Raw genomic sequence first — 22,291 nt, 5'->3', positions numbered from 1 at the left:
AGGGAGAGCATGGAGGTCTGGCCGGGAAGCGCGTACCCGCTCGGAGCAACGTTCGACGGAGCGGGCACGAACTTCGCACTCTTCACCGAGGGCGCCGACCGGGTCGAGCTCTGCCTGTTCGACCGGGACGGCAACGAGACGCGCATCGACCTGCCCGAGGTCGACGCGTTCGTGTGGCACGGCTACCTGCCCCGGGTCCGCCCCGGGCAGCGCTACGGCTACCGCGTCCACGGGCCGCACAACCCCGACGCCGGGCAGCGCTTCAACCCCGCGAAGCTTCTCCTCGACCCCTACGCCAAGGCGATCGAGGGCGGCATCGACTGGGACGAGGCGCTCTTCGACTACAAGTTCGACGACCCGGACGCCGTCAACGACGTCGACAGCGCGCCGCACGCGATGAAGTCGATCGTCATCAACCCCTACTTCGACTGGCAGGACGACCGCCACCCGCGGCACGGCTACCACGAGACCGTGATCTACGAGGCCCACGTCAAGGGCCTGACGATCCAGCACCCGGACATCCCCGAGGAGATCCGCGGGTCGTACGCGGGGCTGGCCCACCCGGTGATGATCGACCATCTCAAGGCGCTGGGCGTCACGGCGGTCGAGCTCATGCCGGTGCACCAGTTCGTCCAGGACCACCACCTCATGGAGCGTGGCCTGTCGAACTACTGGGGCTACAACACGATCGGCTTCTTCGCCCCGCACAACGAGTACTCCTCGAGCGGGCAGCGCGGGGAGCAGGTGCTCGAGTTCAAGTCGATGGTGCGCGCCCTGCACGCGGCCGACATCGAGGTCATCCTCGACGTGGTCTACAACCACACCGCGGAGGGCAACCACATGGGCCCGACGCTGTCGTTCCGCGGGATCGACAACACCGCCTACTACCGGCTGGTCGACGGCGACCCGAAGCACTACTACGACACCACCGGCACCGGCAACACGTTGCTGATGCGCCACCCCCACGTGCTGCAGCTGATCATGGACTCGCTGCGCTACTGGGTCACCGAGATGCACGTCGACGGCTTCCGCTTCGACCTGGCGGCGTCGCTCGCCCGCCAGTTCCACGAGGTGGACCGGCTGTCCGCGTTCTTCGACCTCGTTCAGCAGGACCCGGTGGTGAGCCAGGTCAAGCTGATCGCCGAGCCGTGGGACGTCGGCGAGGGCGGCTACCAGGTCGGCAACTTCCCGCCGCTGTGGACCGAGTGGAACGGCAAGTACCGCGACACCGTGCGCGACTTCTGGCGCGGTGAGCCCTCGACGCTCGGCGAGTTCGCGTCCCGGCTCACCGGGTCCAGCGACCTCTACCACAACGACAGCCGGCGGCCCTTCGCGTCGATCAACTTCGTCACCGCGCACGACGGGTTCACCCTGCACGACCTGGTGTCGTACAACGAGAAGCACAACGACGCGAACGGCGAGGGCGGGGCCGACGGCGAGAGCCACAACCGCTCGTGGAACTCCGGTGCCGAGGGCCCGACGGACGACGTCGACATCATCGCGCTGCGCGAGCAGCAGAAGCGCAACTTCCTCGCGACGCTGCTGCTGAGCCAGGGCGTGCCGATGGTCCTGCACGGCGACGAGATGAGCCGCAGCCAGGGCGGCAACAACAACGCCTACTGCCAGGACAACGAGATCTCCTGGGTCAACTGGGACGAGTCGCGGTCGGAGTGGTCGCTGCTCGAGTTCACCCAGCGGCTCGTGCGGCTGCGCAAGGAGCACCCGGTCTTCCGCCGCCGGCGGTTCTTCCAGGGCCGCCCGCTCTCCGGCGAGGGCGTCGACGACATCGCGTGGTTCCGCCCCGACGGCTCGCACATGACCGGGGAGGACTGGGGCGAGGCCTCGGCCAAGGAGGTCGCGGTCTTCCTCAACGGCGACGCCATCAGCGAGCCGGACACCCGCGGCGCGAAGGTCGTCGACGACTCCTTCCTGCTGCTGTTCAACGCCGGCCACGAGGACGTCACGTTCACGATCCCGGACGGCGACTACGGCTCGGCCTGGGACATCGAGTGCGACACCGCCGCCCCGCTCGTCGAGGACCGCCCGCCGGTCAAGGCCGGCGGCGAGATCGAGGTCGAGGCCCGGTCCCTGCTCATCCTGCGACGAGCGCACTGATGAGCGAGCCGCGCCACCTGCCCTCGTCGGGCAAGCCCGTCCCGTCGTCGACCTATCGGCTGCAGCTGAACCCGTCGTGGGGCTTCACCGACCTCGCCGAGCAGGCGGGCTACCTCGCCTCGCTCGGGGTCTCCCACGCGTACCTCTCCCCGATCCTGCAGGCCGCCCCGGGCTCCCAGCACGGCTACGACGTGGTGGACCACAGCCGGCTCAACGAGGAGCTGGGCGGCGCCGAGGGCTTCTCGCGGCTGCGTGAGGCGCTCGGCGGGGCCGGGCTCGGCGCCGTCGTCGACGTGGTCCCCAACCACATGGCCGTCCCGACGCCGGAGACGCTCAACGGCGCGCTCTGGTCGGTGCTGCGCGACGGCCCGCGCTCGCCCTACGCCGCGTGGTTCGACGTCGACTGGTCGGTGGAGTCGCACGCCGTCCTGATGCCGGTGCTCGGCAAGCGCATCGGCGAGGCGCTCGACGACGGCGAGATCACGCTCGACCGCGAGGGCGGGCCGGGCGGGGAGCCCGTGCTGCGCTACTTCGACCACGTCTTCCCGGTCCGGCAGGGCACGGAGGACCTGCCGCTGGACCGGCTCGTGGACCGGCAGTGGTACCGCCTGGCCTACTGGCGGGTCGCGGACGAGGAGCTCAACTACCGGCGCTTCTTCGACATCGACACGCTCGCGGGCCTGCGCGTGGAGAAGGAGGAGGTCTTCGCCGAGACGCACGCGGTGCTCGTGTCGCTGCTGCGCGAGGGCGGCATCGACGGCCTGCGCATCGACCACCCGGACGGCCTCGCGGACCCGCGCGACTACCTGCGCCGGCTCGAGCGCGCGTCGGACGGCGCGTGGGTCGTGGTCGAGAAGATCACCGAGGGGCACGAGTCGCTGCCGGCCGACTGGCCGACGGCCGGCACCACGGGCTACGACGCCCTGCTCCGGGCCGGCGGGGTCTTCGTCGACCCGGACGGGGCCGACCCGCTGCGGACGCTGCACACCCAGCTGACCGCGCTGCCCGAGGACTTCGACGAGGTCGTCGCCGAGGCCAAGCGGTGGGTCGTCGAGCACGGGCTCTACGCCGAGGTCGCCCGGCTCGTCGAGGTCGCGGCCGCGGTCTGCGCGGACGACGTGCACCTGCGCGACCACACGCGGCGCGGGCTGCGCGAGGCGATCGTGGAGCTGCTCGTCGCGTTCCCGGTCTACCGGGCCTACGTCGTGCCCGGCGAGGAGCCGCACCCGGACAGCGTCCGCGTGGTCGAGGACGCGGCCGCCGCCGCCCGCGAGCAGCTGCCCGAGGAGCGGCACGCCACGCTCGACCTCGTGCGTGACCTGGTGCTCGGCCGGCTCGGCCGTGGGCGGCGGCTCGACGAGTTCGTCACCCGCTTCCAGCAGACCTGCGGCCCGGTCATGGCCAAGGGCGTCGAGGACACCGCGTTCTACCGCTGGCACCCGCTGGTCTCGCTCAACGAGGTGGGCGGCGACCCGGCGCGCTTCGGCGTCGGGCCGCAGGAGTGGCACGAGTGGTGCGCCGGGCAGCAGAGCGACTGGCCGTACGCCATGACGACGCTGTCGACGCACGACACCAAGCGATCGGAGGACGTGCGCGCGCGGCTCGCGGTCCTCAGCGAGCTGCCGGAGGCGTGGGCCGGCGCGGTCACCGAGTGGCGTGCGCTCGCCGCGAAGCACCGGTCGGACGTCGGCTGGCCCGACGCCGCGACGGAGTACCTCCTCTGGCAGATCGTCGTCGGAGCTTGGCCGCTCACCGCCGACCGGCTCACGGCGTACCTCGAGAAGGCCACGCGCGAGGCCAAGGTGCACACGACGTGGACCGAGCCGGACGAGCGCTACGACACGGACGTCAAGAAGTTCGCCGAAGCAGTGATTGCTGATCCCTCGATCACCCAATCGGTCGAGGCGTTCGTCGAGCGGCTGGCGCCGTACTTCCGGGTCAACGTGCTGGGGCAGAAGCTCCTGCAGCTGACGATGCCGGGCGTCCCGGACGTCTACCAGGGCACCGAGATCGTCGACCTCTCGCTCGTCGACCCGGACAACCGCCGCCCGGTCGACTACGACCGGCGCAAGGACCTGCTGTCCGCGCTCGACGGGGGCATGGAGCCCGACGGCCTGGACGCGGAGAAGCTGCTGGTCGTGTCGCAGGCGCTGCGCCTGCGGAGCGAGCGGCCCGAGGCGTTCGGGGCCTCCGGTTCCTACGAGCCGCTGACGTCGTCCTCCCCCCACGCCCTGGGGTTCGTACGCGGCGGCTCGGTCGCGGTCGTCACCACCCGGCTGGGGGCGGGCCTCGAGCGGGCCGGCGGCTGGGCCGAGGAGACGGTCGAACTGCCCGCGGGCCGGTGGGTCGACCGCCTGACGGGAGCGTCGTTCGCCGGCGGAAGCGTGCGCCTCGGCGGGCTGCTCTCGACGCTGCCGGTCGTGCTGCTCGCCCGCGAAGTGTCAGCCGGATGACAAACGCTGCGTCATTGCGCTGACAGTCCGGAATCTAATCCTTTCACAGTCCCTCCTGTCTCCTGTGGGCGGCAAACCGCCGCCACAGGAGACAGGAGGAACTGCTCATGCGCGTATCTCTCCAGGCAGTCGTCGCGGGTGTCGGTGTCACCGGCCTGCTCGTGCTCGCCGCTCCGCAATCGGCCTCGGCCGGCATCGTCGGGCCTCCCGACTTCGGCATCATGGTGTGCGACAACAAACCGGCGACGATCGTCGGCACGAGTGCGGCCGACGTCATCGTGGGCACGGCCGGCCACGACGTCATCGTGGCGCTCGGCGGCAACGACCGGATCGACGGCCTCAGCGGCGGTGACACGATCTGCGCGGGCGCGGGGAACGACCTCGTCTACGCGGACGTCCCGTACCCGCAGAACTACGACAGCCTCAACACCGTCTTCGGTGGCGACGGCAACGACACCGTCTTCGGCAGCCGCGGCTCCGACGCCGTCGACGCAGGGGCGGGAGTCGACTTCGTCAGCGGCAACGACGGCGGGGACACGCTCGTCGGGGGCGACGGCAACGACCACCTCATCGGCGGTGCGGGGATCGACTACACCGACGGCGGCGCCGGCAAGGACGGGCTCGACGCCGTGCTCCACGACGACGGCTCGATGGACCTCGTCTACGGCGGCACCGAGGACGACACCCTCTGGACCGACGACGGGGTCGGCAACGACACCGGCAGTGCCGGGACCGGCTCGGACAAGTGCGCGAAGGACGGCGGTGACGCGGTCGCGGGCTGCAACGTCCTGATCTGAGCGGTGACGTGGCGCAGAAAGCCCTCCGGCCTGTTGGCCGGGGGGTTTTCCGCTTCCACCCGAGGAGTGGAATGTCAGCGCCATGACATTCGGCGCGTCATTCCGCTGACAGTTCGCATCAGATGGCGGCCCTAGCATTCCTAATCAGCGACGGGGCACGGTGCCCCACGGACAATTCCTGAGGAGACAATGATGTTCGCCAACTCCGTCCGCTGGACGACGCTCGCCGCCACCGCCCTCTGCGCCGGCCTCTCGGTGGTCGCCCCGCAGGCCGCGCACGCCACGGTGCCGCCGCCCGGGCAGTCGGAGACGCCCTTCCCGGGCCCCGGCGACGTGATGCAGCTGCCGATCTGCGACGGCAAGGTCGCCACGATCGTCGGCACCAGCGGCAACGACGCGCTGCACGGCACGCCCAACGACGACGTCATCGTGGCCTACGGCGGCAACGACTGGATCTACGGCTACACCGGCAACGACACGATCTGTGCCGGCGCGGGCAACGACCGCGTCTACGGCGACGACGACACCCCGACCTTCGCCGAGGGCCTCAACGAGATCTACGGCGGCTCCGGGATCGACACGATCATCGGGGGCGGCGGCAAGGACGTAGTCTCCGGCGGCGCCGACGAGGACTACATCGCGGGCTCGAACGGCGCCGACACGCTCTCCGGCGACGGCGGCGACGACGTGATCTACGGCCAGGGCGACTCGGACTACTCCGACGGCGGCGCCGGCGACGACGTCCTGGACGCGGCCAGCGGCGACAACGGGGTCTACGACTACGTCTGGGGCGGCGCGGACGACGACGTGCTGAGGACCAGGGACGGCGTCGGCGGCGACTTCGGCGACGGCTCCACCGGCACCAACTCCTGCCGCAAGGACGCCGGCGACACGCTCAGCAGCTGCCAGAAGTGGCTCTGAGCGAGCGCTCTCTCCCGCCGGAAAGACCGCGAGCCCGCCTTCCTGCCCCGGAAGGCGGGCTCGCCTGCGGTCAGGGTGCCGTGAGCAGCCGCGCCCGCTCGGCGGCGACGTCGAACGTCCCGGCGGGCCACTCGAGGCCGAGCGCCGTGAGGTGCTCGACGAGCAGCGCGGTGACCGCCCAGTTGCGGTACCACTTGCGGTCGGCCGGCACGACGTACCAGGGCGACCGCTCGGTGCCGCAACGGCGCAGCGCCTCCTCGTAGGCGTCCGTGTAGGCGTCCCAGCGGCCCCAGTCGTCGATGTCGTCGCCGGAGAACTTCCAGTGCTTGCGCGGGTCGTCGAGCCGGGCCAGCAGCCGGCGCCGGGACTCCTCGCGGCTGATGTGCAGGAAGACCTTGAGCACGGTGCAGCCCTCGTCGACCAGCCGCTCCTCCCAGCGATTGATGATGCCGAAGCGCGGGCTCCACGTGCTGCGCGGCACGAGGCCGCGCACGCGGGTCACGACGACGTCCTCGTAGTGCGAGCGGTCGAACACGCCGATCGACCCAGCCGGCGGGAGGCGGCGCTCGACGCGCCAGAGGAAGTCGTGGTGCAGCTCCTCCTCCGTGGGCCGCCCGAACGCCGCGACGGTGACGCCCTGCGGGTCGACCTGGCCGAGCACGTGGCGGACCGTGCCGCCCTTGCCGGAGGTGTCCATGCCCTGCAGGACCAGCAGGACCCGGCGCTGCCCACCGGTGCGCCCGGAGGCGTACAGCCGCTCCTGCAGGTCGGCCAGCTGCACCGCCAGCTCCTGCTGGGCGTCTCCGGCCGCCCCCTTGCCCCCGGTGACGCCCGGCGTGCCGCGGGGATCGATGCCTGCGAGATCGACGGGCTCGGCCGGGACCAGCCGGAGCAGCTCGCTGACACTCGGCGCCGGCGCCTTCTTGTGCTTCGCCATGACGGGATCATGTCGGGGCTCCCCCGGCTCTCAAACCTGGTGGAGTGGCCGGGGCCGCCGCGGGGCAGAGAGTGCGCCGTGACGACCTTCCGCGTATGGGCGCCCAAGGCCAACGACGTCGAGCTCGACCTGTCCGGGCAGCGCAGCCCGATGACCTCCGGCGAGGGCGGGTGGTGGACGCTCGAGGTGCCGGACGCCGGGCACGGGACCGACTACGGCTACGTCGTCGACGGCGAGGGGCCGACGCCCGACCCGCGCTCGCTCTGGCAGCCCGAGGGCGTGCACGGCCCCAGCCGGGTCTACGAGCACGACCGCTTCGGCTGGACCGACACCGGGTGGACGGGCCGGCAGCTCGCGGGGTCGGTGGTCTACGAGCTGCACGTCGGGACCTTCACGGCCGAGGGCACGTTCGACGCCGCGATCGGGCGTCTCGACGAGCTGGCCGAGCTCGGGATCGACCTCGTCGAGGTCATGCCGATCGCGTCGTTCCCCGGGCGGCACGGCTGGGGGTACGACGGCGTCCACCTCTACGCGGCCCACGAGCCCTACGGCGGGCCCGACGGCTTCAAGCGCTTCGTCGACGCGGCGCACGCGCGCGGGCTGGGCGTGGTGCTGGACGTCGTCTACAACCACCTCGGGCCGAGCGGCAACTACCTCAGCCGCTTCGGGCCGTACTTCACCGGCCGCCACTCGACCCCGTGGGGCGACGCGGTCAACCTCGACGACGAGGGGTCCGACGAGGTCCGGCGCTTTCTCATCGACAACGCCACGACGTGGCTGCGCGACTTCCACGTGGACGGGCTGCGCCTGGACGCCGTGCACGCGCTGGTCGACGAGCGCGCGACCCACGTCCTGGCCGAGCTGGCCGACGAGGTGGACCGGCTCTCGACGGCGCTGCGCCGCCCGCTCTCGCTCATCGCCGAGAGCGACCGCAACGACGCGTCGTTCGTGACCGCCCGCGAGGCGAACGGCTACGGCCTGACCGCGCAGTGGGACGACGACGTGCACCACGCGCTGCACGGGCTGCTCACCGGCGAGTCGCAGGGCTACTACGCCGACTTCGCCGAGGACCCGACGGAGGCGTTGGCCGCCACGTTCACCGGTGCGTTCTTCCACGCCGGCACCTGGTCCTCCTTCCGCGGCCGCACGCACGGGGCCCCCGTCGACCCACGGATCCCGGCGTACCGCTTCGTCGCGTACACCCAGACCCACGACCAGGTCGGCAACCGCGCCACCGGCGACCGGCTCGCGGCCACGCTCACCGACGGGCGGCTCAAGATCGCAGCGGCGCTGGTGCTGACCGGGCCGTTCACCCCGATGCTGTTCATGGGCGAGGAGTACGCCGCCGCCACGCCGTGGCAGTACTTCACGGACCACCAGGAGCCCGAGCTCGCCGAGGCCGTACGCCAGGGCCGGCGCCGCGAGTTCGCGTCCCACGGCTGGGCCGAGGAGGACGTGCCCGACCCGCAGGACGCCGCGACGCGCGACCGCTCCGTGCTCGACTGGGACGAGCGCCAGCGCGACGAGCGGGGCCTGCTGGCGTGGTACTCCGCCCTCATCGCGCTGCGCCGCTCCCGCCCGGAGCTCACCGACCCGAGGCTGGACGAGGTCGCGGTCGAGCTCGACGACGAGGGCGGCCTGCTGGTCGTGCACCGCGGGCCGATCCGGGTCGTGGTCAACCTCGCCGAGGAGGCAGCGTCCGTCGTGCTTTCGGAGGACCAGCAGGTGCAGGTGCTGCTGGAGAGCGGCGGCGTCTCCTACGACGGCGAGGTGCTGGAGGTGCCGGCCGACTCGGTCGCGGTCGTGGAGCTGGCCTGACCGTCGCCGAGCGGCTTGCGCCAGCGCAGCAGGTAGCGCCAGAACAGCAGCCTGCGCACCTGCGCTCCCGGCAGGACGGCCTGCGCCTGCCGGCGCACCTCGTCGGTGGTCAGGACCGGGTCGACCATCGGCATGGCGTCGGAGTCGGGCTCATGGGCGTGGCAGCCACCACCGTGCACCGCGCGGCCGATGCCGAACGTCACGGCGAGCCCGCGCTGGGCCACCGCGGCGGCGAGCTCGACGGGCAGCTCGCGCGGCAGGTCGACCCTGGGCAGCGCCACGGCCGCCAGCACGCCGCCGGGGCGCAGGGCCTCCGCCATGCGGGACAGCGCCGGCTCGAGCGGCATGTGGTGCAGGGCGCTCACCGACACCACAGCGTCGTACGCCCCGATCGGCACGTCGTCGAGCAGGAAGTCCGCGCAGCGGCAGGACACGTTGGCGGGCACGGCCCGGGCGGCCGCCGCCACCATGCCTGCATCCCGGTCGACGGCGTCCACGCGGTCGGCGCGGGCGGCCAGCTTGCCCGCGAGGAGGCCCGCGCCGCAGCCGACGTCCAGAACGCGCTGCGGCCGGGCGGGCAGCTGGCGCAGCAGCAGCCGGTGGTAGTACTCGTTGTGGTCCCACGCGAGACGGCTCACCCACCCATCCTGCCGCCGCATACGCTGGAATCGTGGACACCTCGAGCCTGCTCGGCGCGCTCGGGTCGGGCATCCTCATCGGGCTGCTCGGCCGGCTCATCGCCCCCGGTGGCAACCCCATCGGCTGCCTCTTCACCATCCTCATCGGCATCGTCGGCGCGGTCGCCGGGCTCTCGATCGGCAACTCGATCGACGCCGGCGGCATCGCCACGTTCGCGATCCAGGTTGTCGTCGCCGCCGTCCTCGTCTCGCTGGTGAGCGCGCTCGAGCGCTCCCGTCGCAACCGCTGGTAGTAGAGTTCACGAATGCTGCTTCTGGAGTACGCCCTCGTCGTGGACTACGTCGAGCGCCGCGCGCCGCTCCGCGACGAGCACCTCGGCCTCGCCCGCGCCGCCGCTGACCGCGGCGAGCTGGTGCTCGGCGGGGCGCTGTCCGAGCCGGCGGACCGGGCGCTGCTCGTGTGGGACGTCGAGGACCGGGCAGTCGTCGAGGCGTTCGTGGAGCAGGACCCGTACGTCCGCGAGGGGCTCGTCCTCGAGTGGTCGATCCGCCCCTGGACGACAGTCGTGGGAAGCGCTCTTCCGCAGTAGGCGCCGGGTCAGCCGGCGACGCGGGAGAGCGCGACGATGCGGCTGACCGCGCGCAGGTACTTCTTGCGGTAGCCGCCGCGCAGCAGCTCGTCGGGGAAGAGCCGGTCGAGCGGGACTCCGCTCGTGACCACGCGGACGTCGCGGTCGTACATCCGGTCCACCAGCGCGACCAGCCGCAGGGCGGCGCTCTGGTCCGACACCGGCTGCACGCCGAGCAGGTGCACGGCGGCCACGCCGTCCAGCATGGCGCCGTAGCGGCTCGGATGAACCCGCCCGAGATGAGCGAGCAGCTCGTCGAAGCGGTCCAGCGTCGCCCCCGGCGTCGTCGCCGCACGCCGGGCCACGTCCTCGTCGTCGCCGGGCTCGGGAGCGGCGGGAAGCCCGCGGTGGCGGTAGTCCTCCCCGTCGACGCGCACCACGTCGAAGCGCGCCGAGAGGCCCTGGATCTCACGCAGGAAGTCCTGTGCGGCGAAGCGGCCTTCGCCCAACGCCCCGGGCAGGGTGTTGCTCGTCGCGGCGAGGCGCACGCCCGAGTCGACGAGGCGCCCGAGCAGCGTCGACACCAGCACGGTGTCGCCGGGGTCGTCGAGCTCGAACTCGTCGATGCAGAGCAGCTTGTGCCCGCCGAGCGCCTCGACGGTGGCGCCGAAGCCCAGGGCGCCCACGAGGTTGGTCACCTCGACGAAGGTGCCGAACGCCTTCGGCCCCGGCGACGCGTGCCAGAGCGAGGCCAGCAGGTGGGTCTTGCCGACCCCGAAGCCGCCGTCGAGGTAGACCCCGGGCCTCCCCTCCGGCGGCGCGGAGCGGCGGAAGAGCCCGCGGCGCGGGGGCGGGGCCGCGAGCGTGGCGCCGAACGACCGCAGCGCGGCGACGGCCGCGGACTGCGACGGCTGGGCGGGGTCCGGGACGTACGTCTCGAAGCGCACGCCGTCGAAGTGCGGCGGCGGGACCAGCTCGGCCACGAGCCGGTCGGCGGGCACGCGTGGCTCCCGGTCGACCAGCCGGGACGGCTGCGCGGCAGGCACGGCGTCGGGCGCAGCGGCGGTCACGGGCCCGAACTCTATGTCCGGCCCCAGCTCCGCGTGCCGCCGGGCGCGCGCCCCCGTGCGAGGATCCCGGCGTGCGGCGCCTGCTCCCGGTCCCGGCCGTCGAGGGCCTCGACATCGACGCGCTCTTCGCGGCCTACGCCTGCCCTGACGGCCCCTGGCTGCGCGCCAACATGGTCGCCTCTCTCGACGGGGCTGCCAGCACCGACGGCCGGTCCGGCGGCCTGTCGGGCCCCGCCGACAAGCGCGTCTTCCGGGTCCTGCGCGCGCTCGCCGACGTGGTGCTGGTCGGCGCCGGGACGGCCCGCGCCGAGGGGTACGCCGCCGTTCAGCCGCACGAGACCTACCCCGAGCGCAGGGTGGCCGCCGGCCGCCCGCCCACCGCCGCGATCGCGGTGGTCACCCGCGCGCTCGACCTCGACCTCACGTCGGCCCTGTTCGCCGGCCCCGCGCGCACGGTCGTGCTGACCTGCGCGGCAGCAGGCGCCGACCGCATCGCCGCCGCCCGCCGGGTCGCCGACGTGGACGTCGTGGGCGAGCAGACCGTGGACGTACCGGCCGCGGTGAACGCGCTCCGGCGGCGCGGCTTCGCCTCCGTCCTCTGCGAGGGTGGGCCGTCGCTGCTGCGCGACGTGGCGGCCGCCGGCCTGCTGGACGAGCTCTGCCTCACCGTGTCGCCGCAGCTGCGCGGGGGCGGCGCGGGCCGCCTGCTCGTCGGCCCGGGGCTCGAGCCGCCGGCGCGCCTCTCGCTTGCGTCCCTGCTCGAGGAGGACGGCGAGCTGTTCCTGCGCTACCGATCGGCTGCCGGGGAGGCGTCGCCCGTGGCAGGGTGATCGCCTGCTCGACGACCGACGGGGGAACGTCATGGCACCTGCGCGCCCGCTGCGAGTCCTCGCCCTGCTGCCGCTCGCCGCGACGCTTGCAGCCCTTCCGCCCGCGTACGCGGCGCCCGGAGCCGGCGCGGTGCCTCCCGTCGTGGCCGCCGTCGCCCCGGGCCCCGGGCTGCTGCCGCGGACCGTGCCACCGGCGCCGGCGGACCCGACGACCGTGCCGCTCCTGGCCGATGCGCCGGCCGGCCGCGCCGCGGCGACCGCTGGCTATGGGATCGTCCCGCGATCGGTGCCCGCCGTGCCCCAGGACTCAGCGGGCCTGCGCCGGCTCGCGGACGCAGCCGTGCAGCGGGTGTTCACCGTGCGGGAGGTCCTCGACTGGAGCCGCTCGGTGGTAGAGGACCCCCTCACCGGCGAGCGGATCTCCGCACCGCCCGCCGGTCCGCGGCGCCCGGTGCGGGTCCTGGACGGCTACTACGACCGCGTCGCGCTCGACGCCGACGGCGGCCGCGAGTGGCTCCGGCTCCCGTCGTCCCTCACCCGGCGCGAGACCTTCCCCAGCAGCGGGCTCGGAGCTCCTCTGGTCCTCGCCCCGGACGGGCGCCACGTCGGCTTCGGCACAGCGTCGCGCGGCGCGGCCCGGATCACGGTCCTCGCCGTCGCGTCGGGGAGGACGCGCAGCTATCCCGTCGCCAGCGGGGCGACCGCCACCGACCTGCAGTTCTCCCCCGACGGCCACCGGCTGGCGTTCGCCCTCGGGCGGGCGGCTCCCGGGCCGCGCTGGAACCGGACCGACCTGGCGGTGCTGGATCTGCGCTCGGGCGCCGTCCGCACCCTGCTGGCAGACCGCTACGGGTCCTTCGCCTGGAGCCCGGACTCGCGCCGGGTCGCGGCGGCCGTGGACGACTACGACTACGCCGGGAACGAGCCGACGCTCGTCGCGCGGCGGTCGGTGCTGGTCGACGTCGCGAGCGGGCGGGCCACGCCGCTCGCGCGCCCGGGAGGGCAGCAGCGCGGCGGGCCGGTCTTCTCCTCCGACGGCCGGGAGGTCTGGCTCCTCGCCCAGGACAGGGAGGACTACCGCACCGCGCGCACGGTGCTCGTCCGCTCGCCGGTCGACGGGCGCGCGGCGCGCGTGGTGCGGGCCCGGCAGCTGCCGGCGCCCACCGGCTTCCTCAACCCGGTGCTGGGCCGGCGCGGGAACGCGCTCCTCATGACCGGCCTGGTCCCGCGCCCGGGCGGGGCGACCCGCACCGCGGTCTATGCGCTGTCGCCGACGTCGGGCCGCGTCACGCCCTTCATCCGCCGGCTGTCCTGGTTCCCGCCGGTGGCCGTCACCGTCCTGGAGAAGGGGCGGCTCGGCTGACGTCCCGCGCCACCGACAGCGCCGCCAGCACCAGCGGCACCTGCATCGGCAGCCGGACGAGGGTCGCGACGACGTACGCCCGCGAACGGCGGTCGCGCACCGCGGCGTACGTCATCCAGAGGTTGGCGGGATAGACCGCGACGAACAGGCCCGCCGCGGCGAGCGCGGCTGCGCGCCGGTGAGCGGGACGCCGCGCGAGGAGCGCCGTGCCGACGGCGAGCTCGGCTGACCCGCTCCCCCACACCCAGGCGCGCCTGCTGCCGAGAGCCGGCGGGACGACCGCCTCGTAGACGCGCGGGAACGCGAAGTGCGTCGTCCCGGCACCGAGCAGCAGCCCCGCGAGCGCCCGCCTGCGCACATCCGTCGAGCTCATGAGTGCCAGGATGCACGCATGGACCTTCCGGTCATGCCCCCCGTCTCGCCCATGCTCGCGAAGGCCGTCAAGGAGATCCCCGAAGGGGGATTCCTGTATGAGCCGAAGTGGGACGGCTTCCGCTGCGTCGTCTTCCGTGACGGCGACGAGGTCGAGCTGGGATCACGCAACGAGCGGCCGCTGACCCGCTACTTCCCCGAGGTGGTCGAGGCGGTCAAGCAGCACCTGCCCGAGCGGTGCGTGGTCGACGGCGAGATCATCGTCCCGAACGGGCCGCGGCTGGACTTCGAGGCGCTGCTGCAGCGCATCCACCCGGCCGCCTCCCGGATCAACCGGCTGGCTGCGGAGACGCCGGCCTCGTTCGTCGCGTTCGACCTGCTCGCCCTCGGCGACGAGGACCTGACCCAGCGGCCGCTGGCCGAGCGGCGCGCGCGGCTCGAGGAGGCGCTCGCCGGCGTCTCGGCACCAGTCCACGTCACCGCGGTCACCCGCGACGTCGCCACCGCGCACCGGTGGTTCGGCGAGTTCGAGGGGGCCGGGCTGGACGGGGTGGTCGCCAAGGCGGAGACGCTGACGTACCAGCAGGACGTCCGCGCGATGCTCAAGATCAAGCACGAGCGCACGGCCGACTGCGTGGTCGCCGGGTTCCGGTGGCACAAGTCCGGCGGCGTCGTGGGCTCGCTGCTGCTCGGCCTCTACGCCGACGGCGCGCTGCAGCACGTCGGCGTGGCCGCGTCGTTCCCGATGAAGCGGCGGGCCGAGCTCGTGGAGGAGCTGGCGCCCTATCGCACCGACGACCTGGCCGCCCATCCCTGGGGCGCCTGGGCGCAGGCCTCCGCGCACGAGGCCGACCGGATGCCCGGCGCCCAGTCCCGCTGGAACGCCGGCAAGGACCTGTCGTGGGTCGCGCTGCGCCCGGAGCTGGTGTGCGAGGTGCGCTACGACGCGATGGAGGGGACGCGGTTCCGGCACACCGCGCATTTCCGCCGCTGGCGGCCGGACCGGGAGCCGGAGAGCTGCACCTACGCCCAGCTCGAGGTGCCGGCGAGGTACGACCTGGCCGAGGTGCTCTCCGGCGCGTGACCGGCGGGCGCTAGCGTGCGGGACGTGTACACGATCCTGGTGCTGACCGAGGACGCCCTGACCCCCCACGACGTCGAGCGGGTGGCGCACCTGCACGACCCCGAGCCCGTCCGCGCGCACGTGCTCGTGCCGGTCGACACCCGGCGCAACCGGCTGGTCGAGGCGCTGGACGACGTGGCGCTCGGCCGGTTGGCCGAGGCCGTCCGCGAGCCGGGCGCCCCGGCGCCGGACGAGGCGCGGGCCACCGCGCAGCAGGCGCTCGAGGCCTCGGTCGCGGCGCTGCAGGCCGCCGGGGTCGAGGCCGCCGGGGCGCTCACCGGGGACGACCCGGTGGACGAGGCGGCCGTCGCGGCGAGCGACCTGGGCGCTGACGAGGTCATCGTCGTGACGGAGCCGCACTACGTCGAGGAGGCCGTCCGCCGTGACTGGGCGAGCCGGCTGCGCGAGGCCAGCGGGCGGCCCGTCCTGCACGTCATCGCCGGCACCGACCGGGTCGTGAGCTGACCTTCCGCTGCAGCTTCCGCAGACAGCGCGAGGGGCGGGGCACCTGCCGGTGCCCCGCCCCTCGTCACGTCTCGGCCGCTCGCGGCGCCGCAGCTACAGCCGGACTCGCTTCGGGTTCGCCACGCCGCTCGTGGTCGGCTCCTCAGACGTCGTCAGATCCAGCACTGCGTCACGCACTGCGTCCTCCATCCGTTCCCCCTCATGGCATCGACCCGCCTGCGCAGTGTCTCCCGCCCGCCCGGCCCTGGTGCGGGCCTCGGACAGGAGCCGTCGGGGGTTCACCCGTGCGGCCCAGCGAGCCATCTCTTGTCGTTTGCTGCAACGATCGACAGGCGGAGGGCATTCCGCATAGCAAATGCTACCGGTGTGAGCTATCGCTCAGCTCGCGGGAGTTTCGGCCGCGTCGCCGGCCTGCACCCCGGCTGCGGCGTCCTCGACGCCCTCGTCCTGCGTGTCCCGACGTGCCCGCGCCCGCGACGGCTGCACGCGCATCGGCTCGCCGGGCATCTTGGGATAGTTCGGCGGGTACGGCGCGTCGCCCAGCCCGTGCTGTGCCGCGTCGCGATCGGCCCACTCGAGCAGCGGCTCGATCCCGACCGCCACCTCGTCGATGCCCGCATGCACGTCCCCGAGCTCGGCGAACCGGGCCGGCACGGTGGCGATCGTGAAGTCGTGCGGGTCCAGGTGCTCGAGCTCGCCCCACGTCACCGGGGTCGAGACCCGCCCCTCCCCCGTCGCCCGCACCGAGTAGGCCGAGCGGATCGTCCGGTCGCGGGCGTTCTGGTTGTAGTCCACAAACACCTGCTCCCCGCGCTCCTCCTTCCACCACTTGGTGGTGACGAGCTCCGGCGCCCGCCGCTCGACCTCGCGGGCGAGCGCGAGGGCAGCGCGGCGCACGTCGGTGAAGCCCCACTCGGGGCGGATCCGGACGTAGATGTGCATCCCGCGGTTGCCGCTCGTCTTCGGCCAGCCGACCCAGCCCAGCTCGTCCAGGATCGGCCGGATCACGTCGAGCGCGACCCGCCGCGCCTCCTCGAACCCGGTGCCGGGCTGCGGGTCGAGGTCGATGCGCAGCTCGTCGGGGCGCTCGGTGTCCGCGCGGCGCGAGTGCCAGGGGTGGAACTCGATCGTGGACATCTGCACGCACCAGATGACGTCGGCCAGGTGCGTGACGCACAGCTCGTCGGCGTGGCGGCCGCTGGGGAACTTCACCCGGACCGTCTGCAGCCAGTCGGGGTGCTGCACGGGCACGCGCTTCTGGTAGACCGCCTCGCCGTCCGCGCCCTCGGGGTGGCGCTTGAGCATGCAGGGGCGCTCGCGCAGCGCGCGCACGATGCCGTCGCCCACGGCGAGGTAGTAGTTGACCAGGTCGAGCTTGGTCTCCCCGCGCTGGCTGAAGTAGACGCGGTCCGGGTTCGTCACCTTGACGACCCGGTCCCCCACCTCGACCTCGGTGAACGGCGACGGCATGCGGTCAACCTAGGGCCGGGCACCGACAGGTGCCACCCGCCACCCCGCGTGGGCGCAGAACGGCGCACGCCCCGGCAGGGACGTGCGCCGTTCTGCGTCCAGGTAGGTCAGTGCGACGCAGGTCAGTGCGACGCGGCGACGGCGCCGATCGGCTGGCCGATCGACTCCATGAGCTCGACGAACCACGGCACGGTCGTGTCGAACGCCTTGCCACCCTTGATGCGCTCGAACTCGATGGGGCGCAGCACGTCGCCGCGCTCCTCGTCGTGGCCGATCACGCCGCCCTCGTGGCGCAGCGCGGCGTCGACGGCGAGGTCGGTGCAGCTCTTGATGAGGCGCAGGTCCTGCGGGTTCGCCGCGGCCGACCGGCTGAAGTAGCCGCTCTTCTGGACCATCGTCTTCTCGGCGCCGATCTTGCCGGCCATCTGCTTGGCGAACCACGCGCCCGGGTTGATCTTGTCGATCATCACGTGGCCGAACGGGTCGCGCTGGACCTCGGCGCCGCTCGCTTCGAGCTCGGCGACGATGGTGGAGACGCCCGCGCCCTCGCTGACGAAGAGGTTGACCCCGCCCAGCTCGTCGACGAGCTTGCTCAGGCGCTCGGCCTCGGCGTCGATGTCGAACTCGAGCTCGGGCAGGTAGACGCCGTGCACGTCGAAGCGGCGCGGGTCCAGCCCGAGGGCCGGCGCGAACTTGCCGGCGAGGTCGTCGAGCCGGACCTGGTCGTGGTAGGCCTTGGCGGTCGCGGCGGTCAGCCAGCCGCAGTGGCGCCCCATGACCTCGTGGACGATGAGCATCCGCGGGTTCGAGGTCGTCTCGTTGAGGATGTTGCGGGCGAAGAGCGCGCCCTGCTCGGCGGCGGTCCACGCGCCGAGGCTCTGCCGGATCGGGATGACGTCGTTGTCGATCGTCTTGGGCAGCCCGACGACCGTCAGGTCGTAGTCGTTGGTCTTGAGGTACGCCGCGAGGTCCGCCGCGGTGGTGTTGGTGTCGTCGCCGCCGATGGTGTGCAGCACGTCGACGCCGTCCTTGACGAGCTGGTCAGCCGCGACCTTGAGCGGGTCGTCGCCCTCCTTGACCAGCCCGCGCTCGACGAGGTTCTTGACGTTGGTGAGCTTGACGCGGCTGTTGCCGATCGGGCTGCCGCCGAAGGCGTGCAGCCGGCCGGCCTGGGCCCGGCCCTCAGCAGTCACGAGCGTGCCGCGGCCCTCGAGGAGACCGGCGTAGCCGTCCGGGTAGAGCAGGATCTCGACCTCGGGCGCGATCTCCGTGTAGCGCTCGATCAGGCCCCCGACGGCAGAGGACAGGCAGGGCGCGAGGCCCCCGGCGGTGAGCAGCGCAACACGACGTACGGTCATCGAAGAAGCCTCCGGCAGATGCGAAACGTGGCAGGTCAAGCGTAGTGGGAGCGGCCCTGCGCCCCGTGCACGCGGACGAGTGGAGCCGCGCACACGACGCGTCCCGGCGGAAGGGGCCCGCCGGGACGCGTCACGCCGCGCAGGGTCGAGGTCAGCTCACGGTCACCGTGGTGCTGACCGAGGCCACGGTCGTCCCGCCGCGCACGACGCGCACGACCACCGGGTAGCTGCCGGCCGCGGCGAACCGGTGGCTGGCGAAGACGCCGAGCGAGGACAGCGGGCCGGCCAGTGTGCCCGCCGACGTGGTCCCGTCGCCCCACTCGACGGTCGCCGAGAGGCCGGCCGTGCTCGGCACCGCGAACGGCAGCCGGCCGAGCGCTGCGCTGAACGTCTGCCCGGCGCGGACGGTCAGCGCGGGCGCGTCGAGGAGGGCCGGAGCGAGGTCGAGGCCGACGACCACCGGGTCGTGGTCGCTGGCCCGGGCGGGGTCGGCGGCGTACAGCGGGCGGGCGTCGGACTCGCGCTCGAACGCGGCCTCGCCGGCGTCGGCGACCTCGTCGTTGTAGTCGAACAGCGGGGGCTCGTCGGCGTTGATGTGCCACTCGGCCGCCCCCGTCACCTGGGAGTTGAGGGAGCGGTTGGCGAGCGCGTGGTCGAGGTAGCCGAGCTGGCCGTCGAAGACGTAGCTGTAGGCCTCGTCACCGACGAAGCGCTCGGCGAGGTCGACGTAGCCGCGCGCCTCGAGCTCCTGGAGCGGCCACTCCATCCGGTAGGCGTTGAGGTCGCCGACGACGAGGACGTCGGGGTCGCCGCTGCCGGTCGGGTCGGTCGCCAGGAAGTCGGCCAGCGCCCGGGCGGCGTCGCGCCGGGTGACCGGGCAGTTCCCCTGGCCGTCGCCGAGGTCGGGGTCGCCGGTGCAGGCCGAGCCCTTGGACTTGAAGTGGTTGACCGCGAGGGTGAACTTCTCGCCCGTCGACCGCTCGCGGAAGGTCTGGACGAGCGTCGGCCGGTTGCGGTTGTCGAGGAAGCGCGGGTCCACGGCCGAGGTCAGCACCTTGTAGCCGCCGGCGAGGTCGACCACGCCCGGCTTGTAGATCATCGCGACCTTGATCGCGTCCCCGCCGATGACACCGGTGTCCAGGCCGGCGTAGGTGCCGGCGCCGACCTTGGCGTTGAGCGCGGCGACCACGTCGGCCAGCGCCTGGCCGCTGTCGTTCTGGATCTCGATCAGACCGGCGACGTCGGGGTTGATGCCGCTGATCGCCTCGACGATCTTGGTCAGCTGGCGCTGCCGCTCCACCTCCGAGTCGGCTCCGCGGCAGTCCTGGTTGCCCAGCGGGCCGCACGGACCGGTGTTGTCCGACGGCGTCGTGTCGATGGTGGTGAAGTAGTTGAGGACGTTGAAGCTGGCGACCTTGAGCCGGCCGCCGACGCTCGGAGACGCGGTCCGCGGGTTCTGCGCGGTGAAGGCGTAGGTCGCGGTCGCCAGGGGCCGCACCCGCCAGGCGTCGGTGCCGGACGTCCCGTTGAACGAGTAGTGCAGGACGCCGGTGAGACCGCTGATCGTGTCGCCGCCGCGGAAGCGGTTGATGACGGAGAGGCCGCCGGACGGGTAGGGGAACGGCTCGTTCGACTGCGGCCCCGAGACGGCGTCGTTCTGGTCGTCGTTGTCGTCGTCGAGGATGATCCGGCTCTTGGCCTGCTCGGCGAGGTAGGCGGCGTTGCCCGCCGCGCTCGGCGCCGAGACGTGGGTGAACTGGAAGGGCCGGCTGCCGGCGGTGAGCTCGAGCTGGCCGTAGCGGGCGAGCTCGAAGTACTCCGTGACCGTCAGCTTCGCCGGGAAGCGCACGACCATGCCCTCGACGCTCTCGTAGGCCGAGCGGTCCGTCGTCGCCACCGGCGCCGGGAGGGCCACGTCGACGGGGGCCGGGACCGTGGCGGTGCCGGTGACGCGGGCCGAGCCGCTGCGCACGTCGACCTGGGTCATGCCGAAGTACTCGGCAGCGGTGCCGATGGCGAGGACCCGGCTGCCGGGCGTGAGCGAGGCCGGGCAGGCCGCGCCGCAGAAGACGTAGACGCCCTCGGACGTCGTCGGGTCGGAGTCGACGTCGGCGGCCTCCTCCTGCAGGAAGAACCCGGTGAGCACGTCGGAGGCGGTGAGGAGCGACGTCACGACGCCCTCGACCGCGACCGCGCTGCCCACGACAGGGGACTCGGCCCCGCCGCCCTGGACCTGGGAGACGAGCGACAGCGGCAGCACGCGGACCTGGACCGTGCACGACACCGTCTGCGCGGGCGAGTCCGCGGTCGAGAAGGCGAGGGTCACGGGGTAGGCGCCCACCGCGGTCGCCGCCCCGACCGACAGCGTCGCCGTCGCCGGCTGGCCGACCGCGGGGCTGGGCGTGACGGCCGTGAGCCCGATGCCGGCGACGGGCGCCGACGTGATCGTGACGGCAGCCACTCCGCTGTCCGCGTCCGCCGCGCTCACCGGGGCGGACGCGGCCGTGCCGACGACGGTCGCCAGCGACGACGGGCAGGCCGCGACCGGCGAGGCCGGGCCCTGCCCGCCCGCGCCCGTGATCGAGATGTCGTCGACCCCGGTCATGCTGTCGCTGCCCGTCGTGTCGGTCGTCAGGATGCGGACGTCGACGACGGCCTGGCCGGCCGCGGCGGGGGGCAGCGCGGCGCTCACGCGCTGGCTCCACGGGGTGCCGTCGGCCGCGGGCGGCTGCGAGGCGTCGGCGACGTAGCCGGCCGGGACGTCGACGTAGTTGCCGCTGCCCCCGACGCGGTACTGCAGCGCGACCTGCTGGGCGCCGGCGTCGTCGGCGTCGAGGTCGCGCAGCGTGTAGGCGACGTTGACCTCGGTCTGGCCTCGGGTGTCGAGGCGGACCACGATGTGCGGGGCCTGGGCCGTGCCGCTGCCCTGCAGCGCGATGGTCTGCGCGGCGGTCACCTCGTGGACCCCGCCGCCGGTGTTCGCCGCCGTGGACTGGGCGAAGACGTTGAGCGGGGTCGACGAGCCGTCGGCCACGACGGTGCGCGGGTCGCGGTTGGTCGCCGCGAGGCCGTCGCCGCGGTAGCCGACGATGCTCGGGACGCCGCCCCAGTCGTTGGCGGTGACGATGAGGCCCGGGTCGGACCAGTTCTGGGCGAAGGGCAGGGTCGCCGGAGTCTGGTCGGCGAGGGCCGGCGTCGCGGGGAGCGCGAGCACCAGGGCGGACAACGCGAGCGCGCCGGCCGTGCGACATAAGGGCATGGAACGGTCCTTCTCGGCTCGTGACGCCGGAGGGCGGCGCCGTGCGGTCGGCGTGCACCCAACCGGGTGAGGGCTCCCGAAGTATGTCCTCGTCGTGGCGTTGCGGTGAACCGTGACCGAAAGCTGTGGATCCGGTCCGCCGGGCGGGAGGCCTGTGGACGACGGCTGGCCCCCTGGAGCACGGGAGCGGGCGGCACGGGACCGGGGCGGGGCAGGGGACGTACCGTCGGGGTATGGCATCCGGAGTGCAGAACGAGAAGACCTATCCGGTCCAGAAGACCGAGGACGAATGGCGTGCCCAGCTCTCGCCGCAGGAGTTCCACGTCCTGCGGCAGGCCGGCACCGAGCGCCCCTTCACGGGCGAGTACGTCGACACGAAGGCCGAGGGCGTCTACGCGTGCCGGGCGTGCGGCGCGGAGCTGTTCCGCTCCGAGACCAAGTTCGAGTCGCACTGCGGCTGGCCGTCGTTCTTCGACCCGAAGGACAGCGACGCGGTCGAGCTGATTGAGGACCGCTCGCTCGGGATGGTGCGGGTCGAGGTGCGCTGCGCCAACTGCGGCTCCCACCTGGGCCACGTGTTCGAGGGCGAGGGCTACCCCACGCCCACGGACCTGCGCTACTGCATCAACTCGGTGTCGATAAAGCTCGAGCCCACTGCGGGCTGAGGCGCACCGCCTGCTGCCGCAGACGCGGCGAGCCGCCTCCCCGTCGGGGAGGCGGCTCGCGGCGTGCG

General features: G+C 73.1%; 19 protein-coding genes. 12 read left to right on the top strand and 7 right to left on the bottom strand.

The window, feature by feature from the left end:
• Nucleotides 1–9 precede the first annotated feature (9 nt).
• The 4 genes from glgX to G9H71_RS08995 all read left to right on the top strand — a co-directional run bounded on the left by glgX (nucleotide 10) and on the right by G9H71_RS08995 (nucleotide 6,286).
• Complete coding sequence (gene glgX / locus G9H71_RS09010; RefSeq protein ID WP_166280915.1) at nucleotides 10–2,115, top strand: glycogen debranching protein GlgX; 2,106 nt, start codon at nucleotides 10–12, stop codon at nucleotides 2,113–2,115.
• On the top strand, nucleotides 2,115–4,568 hold the full coding sequence (treY, locus tag G9H71_RS09005; RefSeq protein ID WP_166280913.1) for a malto-oligosyltrehalose synthase: 2,454 nt from the start codon (nucleotides 2,115–2,117) through the stop codon (nucleotides 4,566–4,568). The genes glgX and treY overlap by 1 nt, the downstream gene beginning before the upstream one ends.
• Nucleotides 4,569–4,675: 107 nt before the next feature.
• Entirely contained in the window at nucleotides 4,676–5,365 is a 690-nt protein-coding gene (locus tag G9H71_RS09000) for a calcium-binding protein (protein WP_166280911.1), read from the top strand.
• Between the two features lie 192 nt (nucleotides 5,366–5,557).
• Complete coding sequence (locus G9H71_RS08995) at nucleotides 5,558–6,286, top strand: calcium-binding protein (RefSeq protein ID WP_166280909.1); 729 nt, start codon at nucleotides 5,558–5,560, stop codon at nucleotides 6,284–6,286.
• A 70-nt stretch (nucleotides 6,287–6,356) separates the two neighbouring features.
• Here G9H71_RS08995 and G9H71_RS08990 read toward each other — a convergent pair whose 3' ends face one another.
• Nucleotides 6,357–7,223 carry a PPK2 family polyphosphate kinase gene (locus tag G9H71_RS08990; RefSeq protein ID WP_166280907.1) on the bottom strand — a complete coding sequence of 289 codons (867 nt, stop codon included), beginning with the start codon at nucleotides 7,221–7,223 and terminating at the stop codon, nucleotides 6,357–6,359.
• Nucleotides 7,224–7,301: 78 nt separating this feature from the next.
• Between G9H71_RS08990 and treZ the strand changes: the two genes are divergently transcribed.
• Complete coding sequence (treZ, locus tag G9H71_RS08985) at nucleotides 7,302–9,041, top strand: malto-oligosyltrehalose trehalohydrolase (protein WP_331272859.1); 1,740 nt, start codon at nucleotides 7,302–7,304, stop codon at nucleotides 9,039–9,041.
• On the opposite strand, the gene G9H71_RS08980 is transcribed toward treZ, so the two are convergent.
• Nucleotides 8,981–9,679, bottom strand: a complete 699-nt coding sequence (locus G9H71_RS08980) for a class I SAM-dependent methyltransferase (protein WP_331272858.1) — start codon at nucleotides 9,677–9,679, stop codon at nucleotides 8,981–8,983. The two genes, treZ and G9H71_RS08980, sit on opposite strands and share 61 nt — an antisense overlap.
• Nucleotides 9,680–9,711: 32 nt before the next feature.
• Here G9H71_RS08980 and G9H71_RS08975 point away from each other — a divergent pair, with 32 nt between their 5' ends.
• Nucleotides 9,712–9,972, top strand: a complete 261-nt coding sequence (locus tag G9H71_RS08975; protein WP_166280901.1) for a GlsB/YeaQ/YmgE family stress response membrane protein — start codon at nucleotides 9,712–9,714, stop codon at nucleotides 9,970–9,972.
• 12 nt (nucleotides 9,973–9,984) lie between these two features.
• Nucleotides 9,985–10,269, top strand: coding sequence for a YciI-like protein (locus G9H71_RS08970; RefSeq protein WP_166280899.1), 285 nt, complete (start codon nucleotides 9,985–9,987; stop codon nucleotides 10,267–10,269).
• 8 nt (nucleotides 10,270–10,277) lie between these two features.
• Here the strand turns inward: G9H71_RS08970 and zapE are convergent, their stop codons facing one another.
• Nucleotides 10,278–11,318 (bottom strand): cell division protein ZapE, encoded by a 1,041-nt coding sequence (gene zapE / locus G9H71_RS08965; RefSeq protein ID WP_331272857.1) that lies wholly within the window; start codon nucleotides 11,316–11,318, stop codon nucleotides 10,278–10,280.
• A 71-nt stretch (nucleotides 11,319–11,389) separates the two neighbouring features.
• Here zapE and G9H71_RS08960 point away from each other — a divergent pair, with 71 nt between their 5' ends.
• Both G9H71_RS08960 and G9H71_RS08955 read left to right on the top strand, forming a co-directional pair.
• Complete coding sequence (locus tag G9H71_RS08960; RefSeq protein WP_166280897.1) at nucleotides 11,390–12,148, top strand: pyrimidine reductase family protein; 759 nt, start codon at nucleotides 11,390–11,392, stop codon at nucleotides 12,146–12,148.
• 31 nt (nucleotides 12,149–12,179) lie between these two features.
• Entirely contained in the window at nucleotides 12,180–13,511 is a 1,332-nt protein-coding gene (locus tag G9H71_RS08955; RefSeq protein ID WP_166280896.1) for a hypothetical protein, read from the top strand.
• Here G9H71_RS08955 and G9H71_RS25650 read toward each other — a convergent pair.
• The gene (locus G9H71_RS25650) at nucleotides 13,480–13,884 is read right to left on the bottom strand and encodes a DoxX family protein (RefSeq protein WP_231134460.1); all 405 of its coding nucleotides are present in this window, start codon (nucleotides 13,882–13,884) and stop codon (nucleotides 13,480–13,482) included. The two genes, G9H71_RS08955 and G9H71_RS25650, sit on opposite strands and share 32 nt — an antisense overlap.
• Nucleotides 13,885–13,902: 18 nt before the next feature.
• On the opposite strand from G9H71_RS25650, the gene G9H71_RS08940 reads away from it, so the two are divergent.
• Nucleotides 13,903–14,967 (top strand): ATP-dependent DNA ligase, encoded by a 1,065-nt coding sequence (locus tag G9H71_RS08940; protein WP_166280893.1) that lies wholly within the window; start codon nucleotides 13,903–13,905, stop codon nucleotides 14,965–14,967.
• Between the two features lie 24 nt (nucleotides 14,968–14,991).
• The gene (locus tag G9H71_RS08935; RefSeq protein ID WP_166280892.1) at nucleotides 14,992–15,471 is read left to right on the top strand and encodes a phosphoenolpyruvate carboxylase; all 480 of its coding nucleotides are present in this window, start codon (nucleotides 14,992–14,994) and stop codon (nucleotides 15,469–15,471) included.
• Nucleotides 15,472–15,849: 378 nt separating this feature from the next.
• Here the strand turns inward: G9H71_RS08935 and ligD are convergent, their stop codons facing one another.
• From ligD to G9H71_RS08920, 3 genes are all read right to left on the bottom strand, one after another.
• Nucleotides 15,850–16,941 (bottom strand): non-homologous end-joining DNA ligase, encoded by a 1,092-nt coding sequence (ligD, locus tag G9H71_RS08930; RefSeq protein ID WP_166280891.1) that lies wholly within the window; start codon nucleotides 16,939–16,941, stop codon nucleotides 15,850–15,852.
• Nucleotides 16,942–17,063: 122 nt separating this feature from the next.
• Nucleotides 17,064–18,299, bottom strand: coding sequence for a pyrophosphate--fructose-6-phosphate 1-phosphotransferase (locus tag G9H71_RS08925; protein ID WP_166280890.1), 1,236 nt, complete (start codon nucleotides 18,297–18,299; stop codon nucleotides 17,064–17,066).
• A gap of 151 nt (nucleotides 18,300–18,450) precedes the next feature.
• Complete coding sequence (locus G9H71_RS08920; RefSeq protein WP_166280889.1) at nucleotides 18,451–21,558, bottom strand: ExeM/NucH family extracellular endonuclease; 3,108 nt, start codon at nucleotides 21,556–21,558, stop codon at nucleotides 18,451–18,453.
• 233 nt (nucleotides 21,559–21,791) lie between these two features.
• On the opposite strand from G9H71_RS08920, the gene msrB reads away from it, so the two are divergent.
• Nucleotides 21,792–22,223: a peptide-methionine (R)-S-oxide reductase MsrB gene (gene msrB, locus G9H71_RS08915; RefSeq protein WP_166280888.1), complete on the top strand. Its 432-nt coding sequence runs from the start codon at nucleotides 21,792–21,794 to the stop codon at nucleotides 22,221–22,223.
• Nucleotides 22,224–22,291: the final 68 nt, after the last annotated feature.

Source organism: Motilibacter deserti (genome assembly GCF_011250635.1).
Classification (GTDB): Bacteria; Actinomycetota; Actinomycetes; order Motilibacterales; family Motilibacteraceae; genus Motilibacter_A; species Motilibacter_A deserti.
The sequence above is the reverse complement of the archived record's forward strand: the minus strand, read 5'-3'. Positions and strand labels throughout refer to the sequence as shown.

Excerpts from the sequence above, each read along its gene's own strand:
- glgX (WP_166280915.1), top strand. The coding sequence starts at position 10 with ATGGAGGTCTGGCCGGGAAGCGCGTACCCGCTCGGAGCAACGTTCGAC.
- treY (WP_166280913.1), top strand. The coding sequence starts at position 2,115 with ATGAGCGAGCCGCGCCACCTGCCCTCGTCGGGCAAGCCCGTCCCGTCG.
- G9H71_RS09000 (WP_166280911.1), top strand. The coding sequence starts at position 4,676 with ATGCGCGTATCTCTCCAGGCAGTCGTCGCGGGTGTCGGTGTCACCGGC.
- G9H71_RS08995 (WP_166280909.1), top strand. The coding sequence starts at position 5,558 with ATGTTCGCCAACTCCGTCCGCTGGACGACGCTCGCCGCCACCGCCCTC.
- G9H71_RS08990 (WP_166280907.1), bottom strand. The coding sequence starts at position 7,223 with ATGGCGAAGCACAAGAAGGCGCCGGCGCCGAGTGTCAGCGAGCTGCTC.
- G9H71_RS08970 (WP_166280899.1), top strand. The coding sequence starts at position 9,985 with ATGCTGCTTCTGGAGTACGCCCTCGTCGTGGACTACGTCGAGCGCCGC.
- G9H71_RS08955 (WP_166280896.1), top strand. The coding sequence starts at position 12,180 with ATGGCACCTGCGCGCCCGCTGCGAGTCCTCGCCCTGCTGCCGCTCGCC.
- G9H71_RS25650 (WP_231134460.1), bottom strand. The coding sequence starts at position 13,884 with ATGAGCTCGACGGATGTGCGCAGGCGGGCGCTCGCGGGGCTGCTGCTC.
- G9H71_RS08940 (WP_166280893.1), top strand. The coding sequence starts at position 13,903 with ATGGACCTTCCGGTCATGCCCCCCGTCTCGCCCATGCTCGCGAAGGCC.
- ligD (WP_166280891.1), bottom strand. The coding sequence starts at position 16,941 with ATGCCGTCGCCGTTCACCGAGGTCGAGGTGGGGGACCGGGTCGTCAAG.
- G9H71_RS08925 (WP_166280890.1), bottom strand. The coding sequence starts at position 18,299 with ATGACCGTACGTCGTGTTGCGCTGCTCACCGCCGGGGGCCTCGCGCCC.
- G9H71_RS08920 (WP_166280889.1), bottom strand. The coding sequence starts at position 21,558 with ATGCCCTTATGTCGCACGGCCGGCGCGCTCGCGTTGTCCGCCCTGGTG.
- msrB (WP_166280888.1), top strand. The coding sequence starts at position 21,792 with ATGGCATCCGGAGTGCAGAACGAGAAGACCTATCCGGTCCAGAAGACC.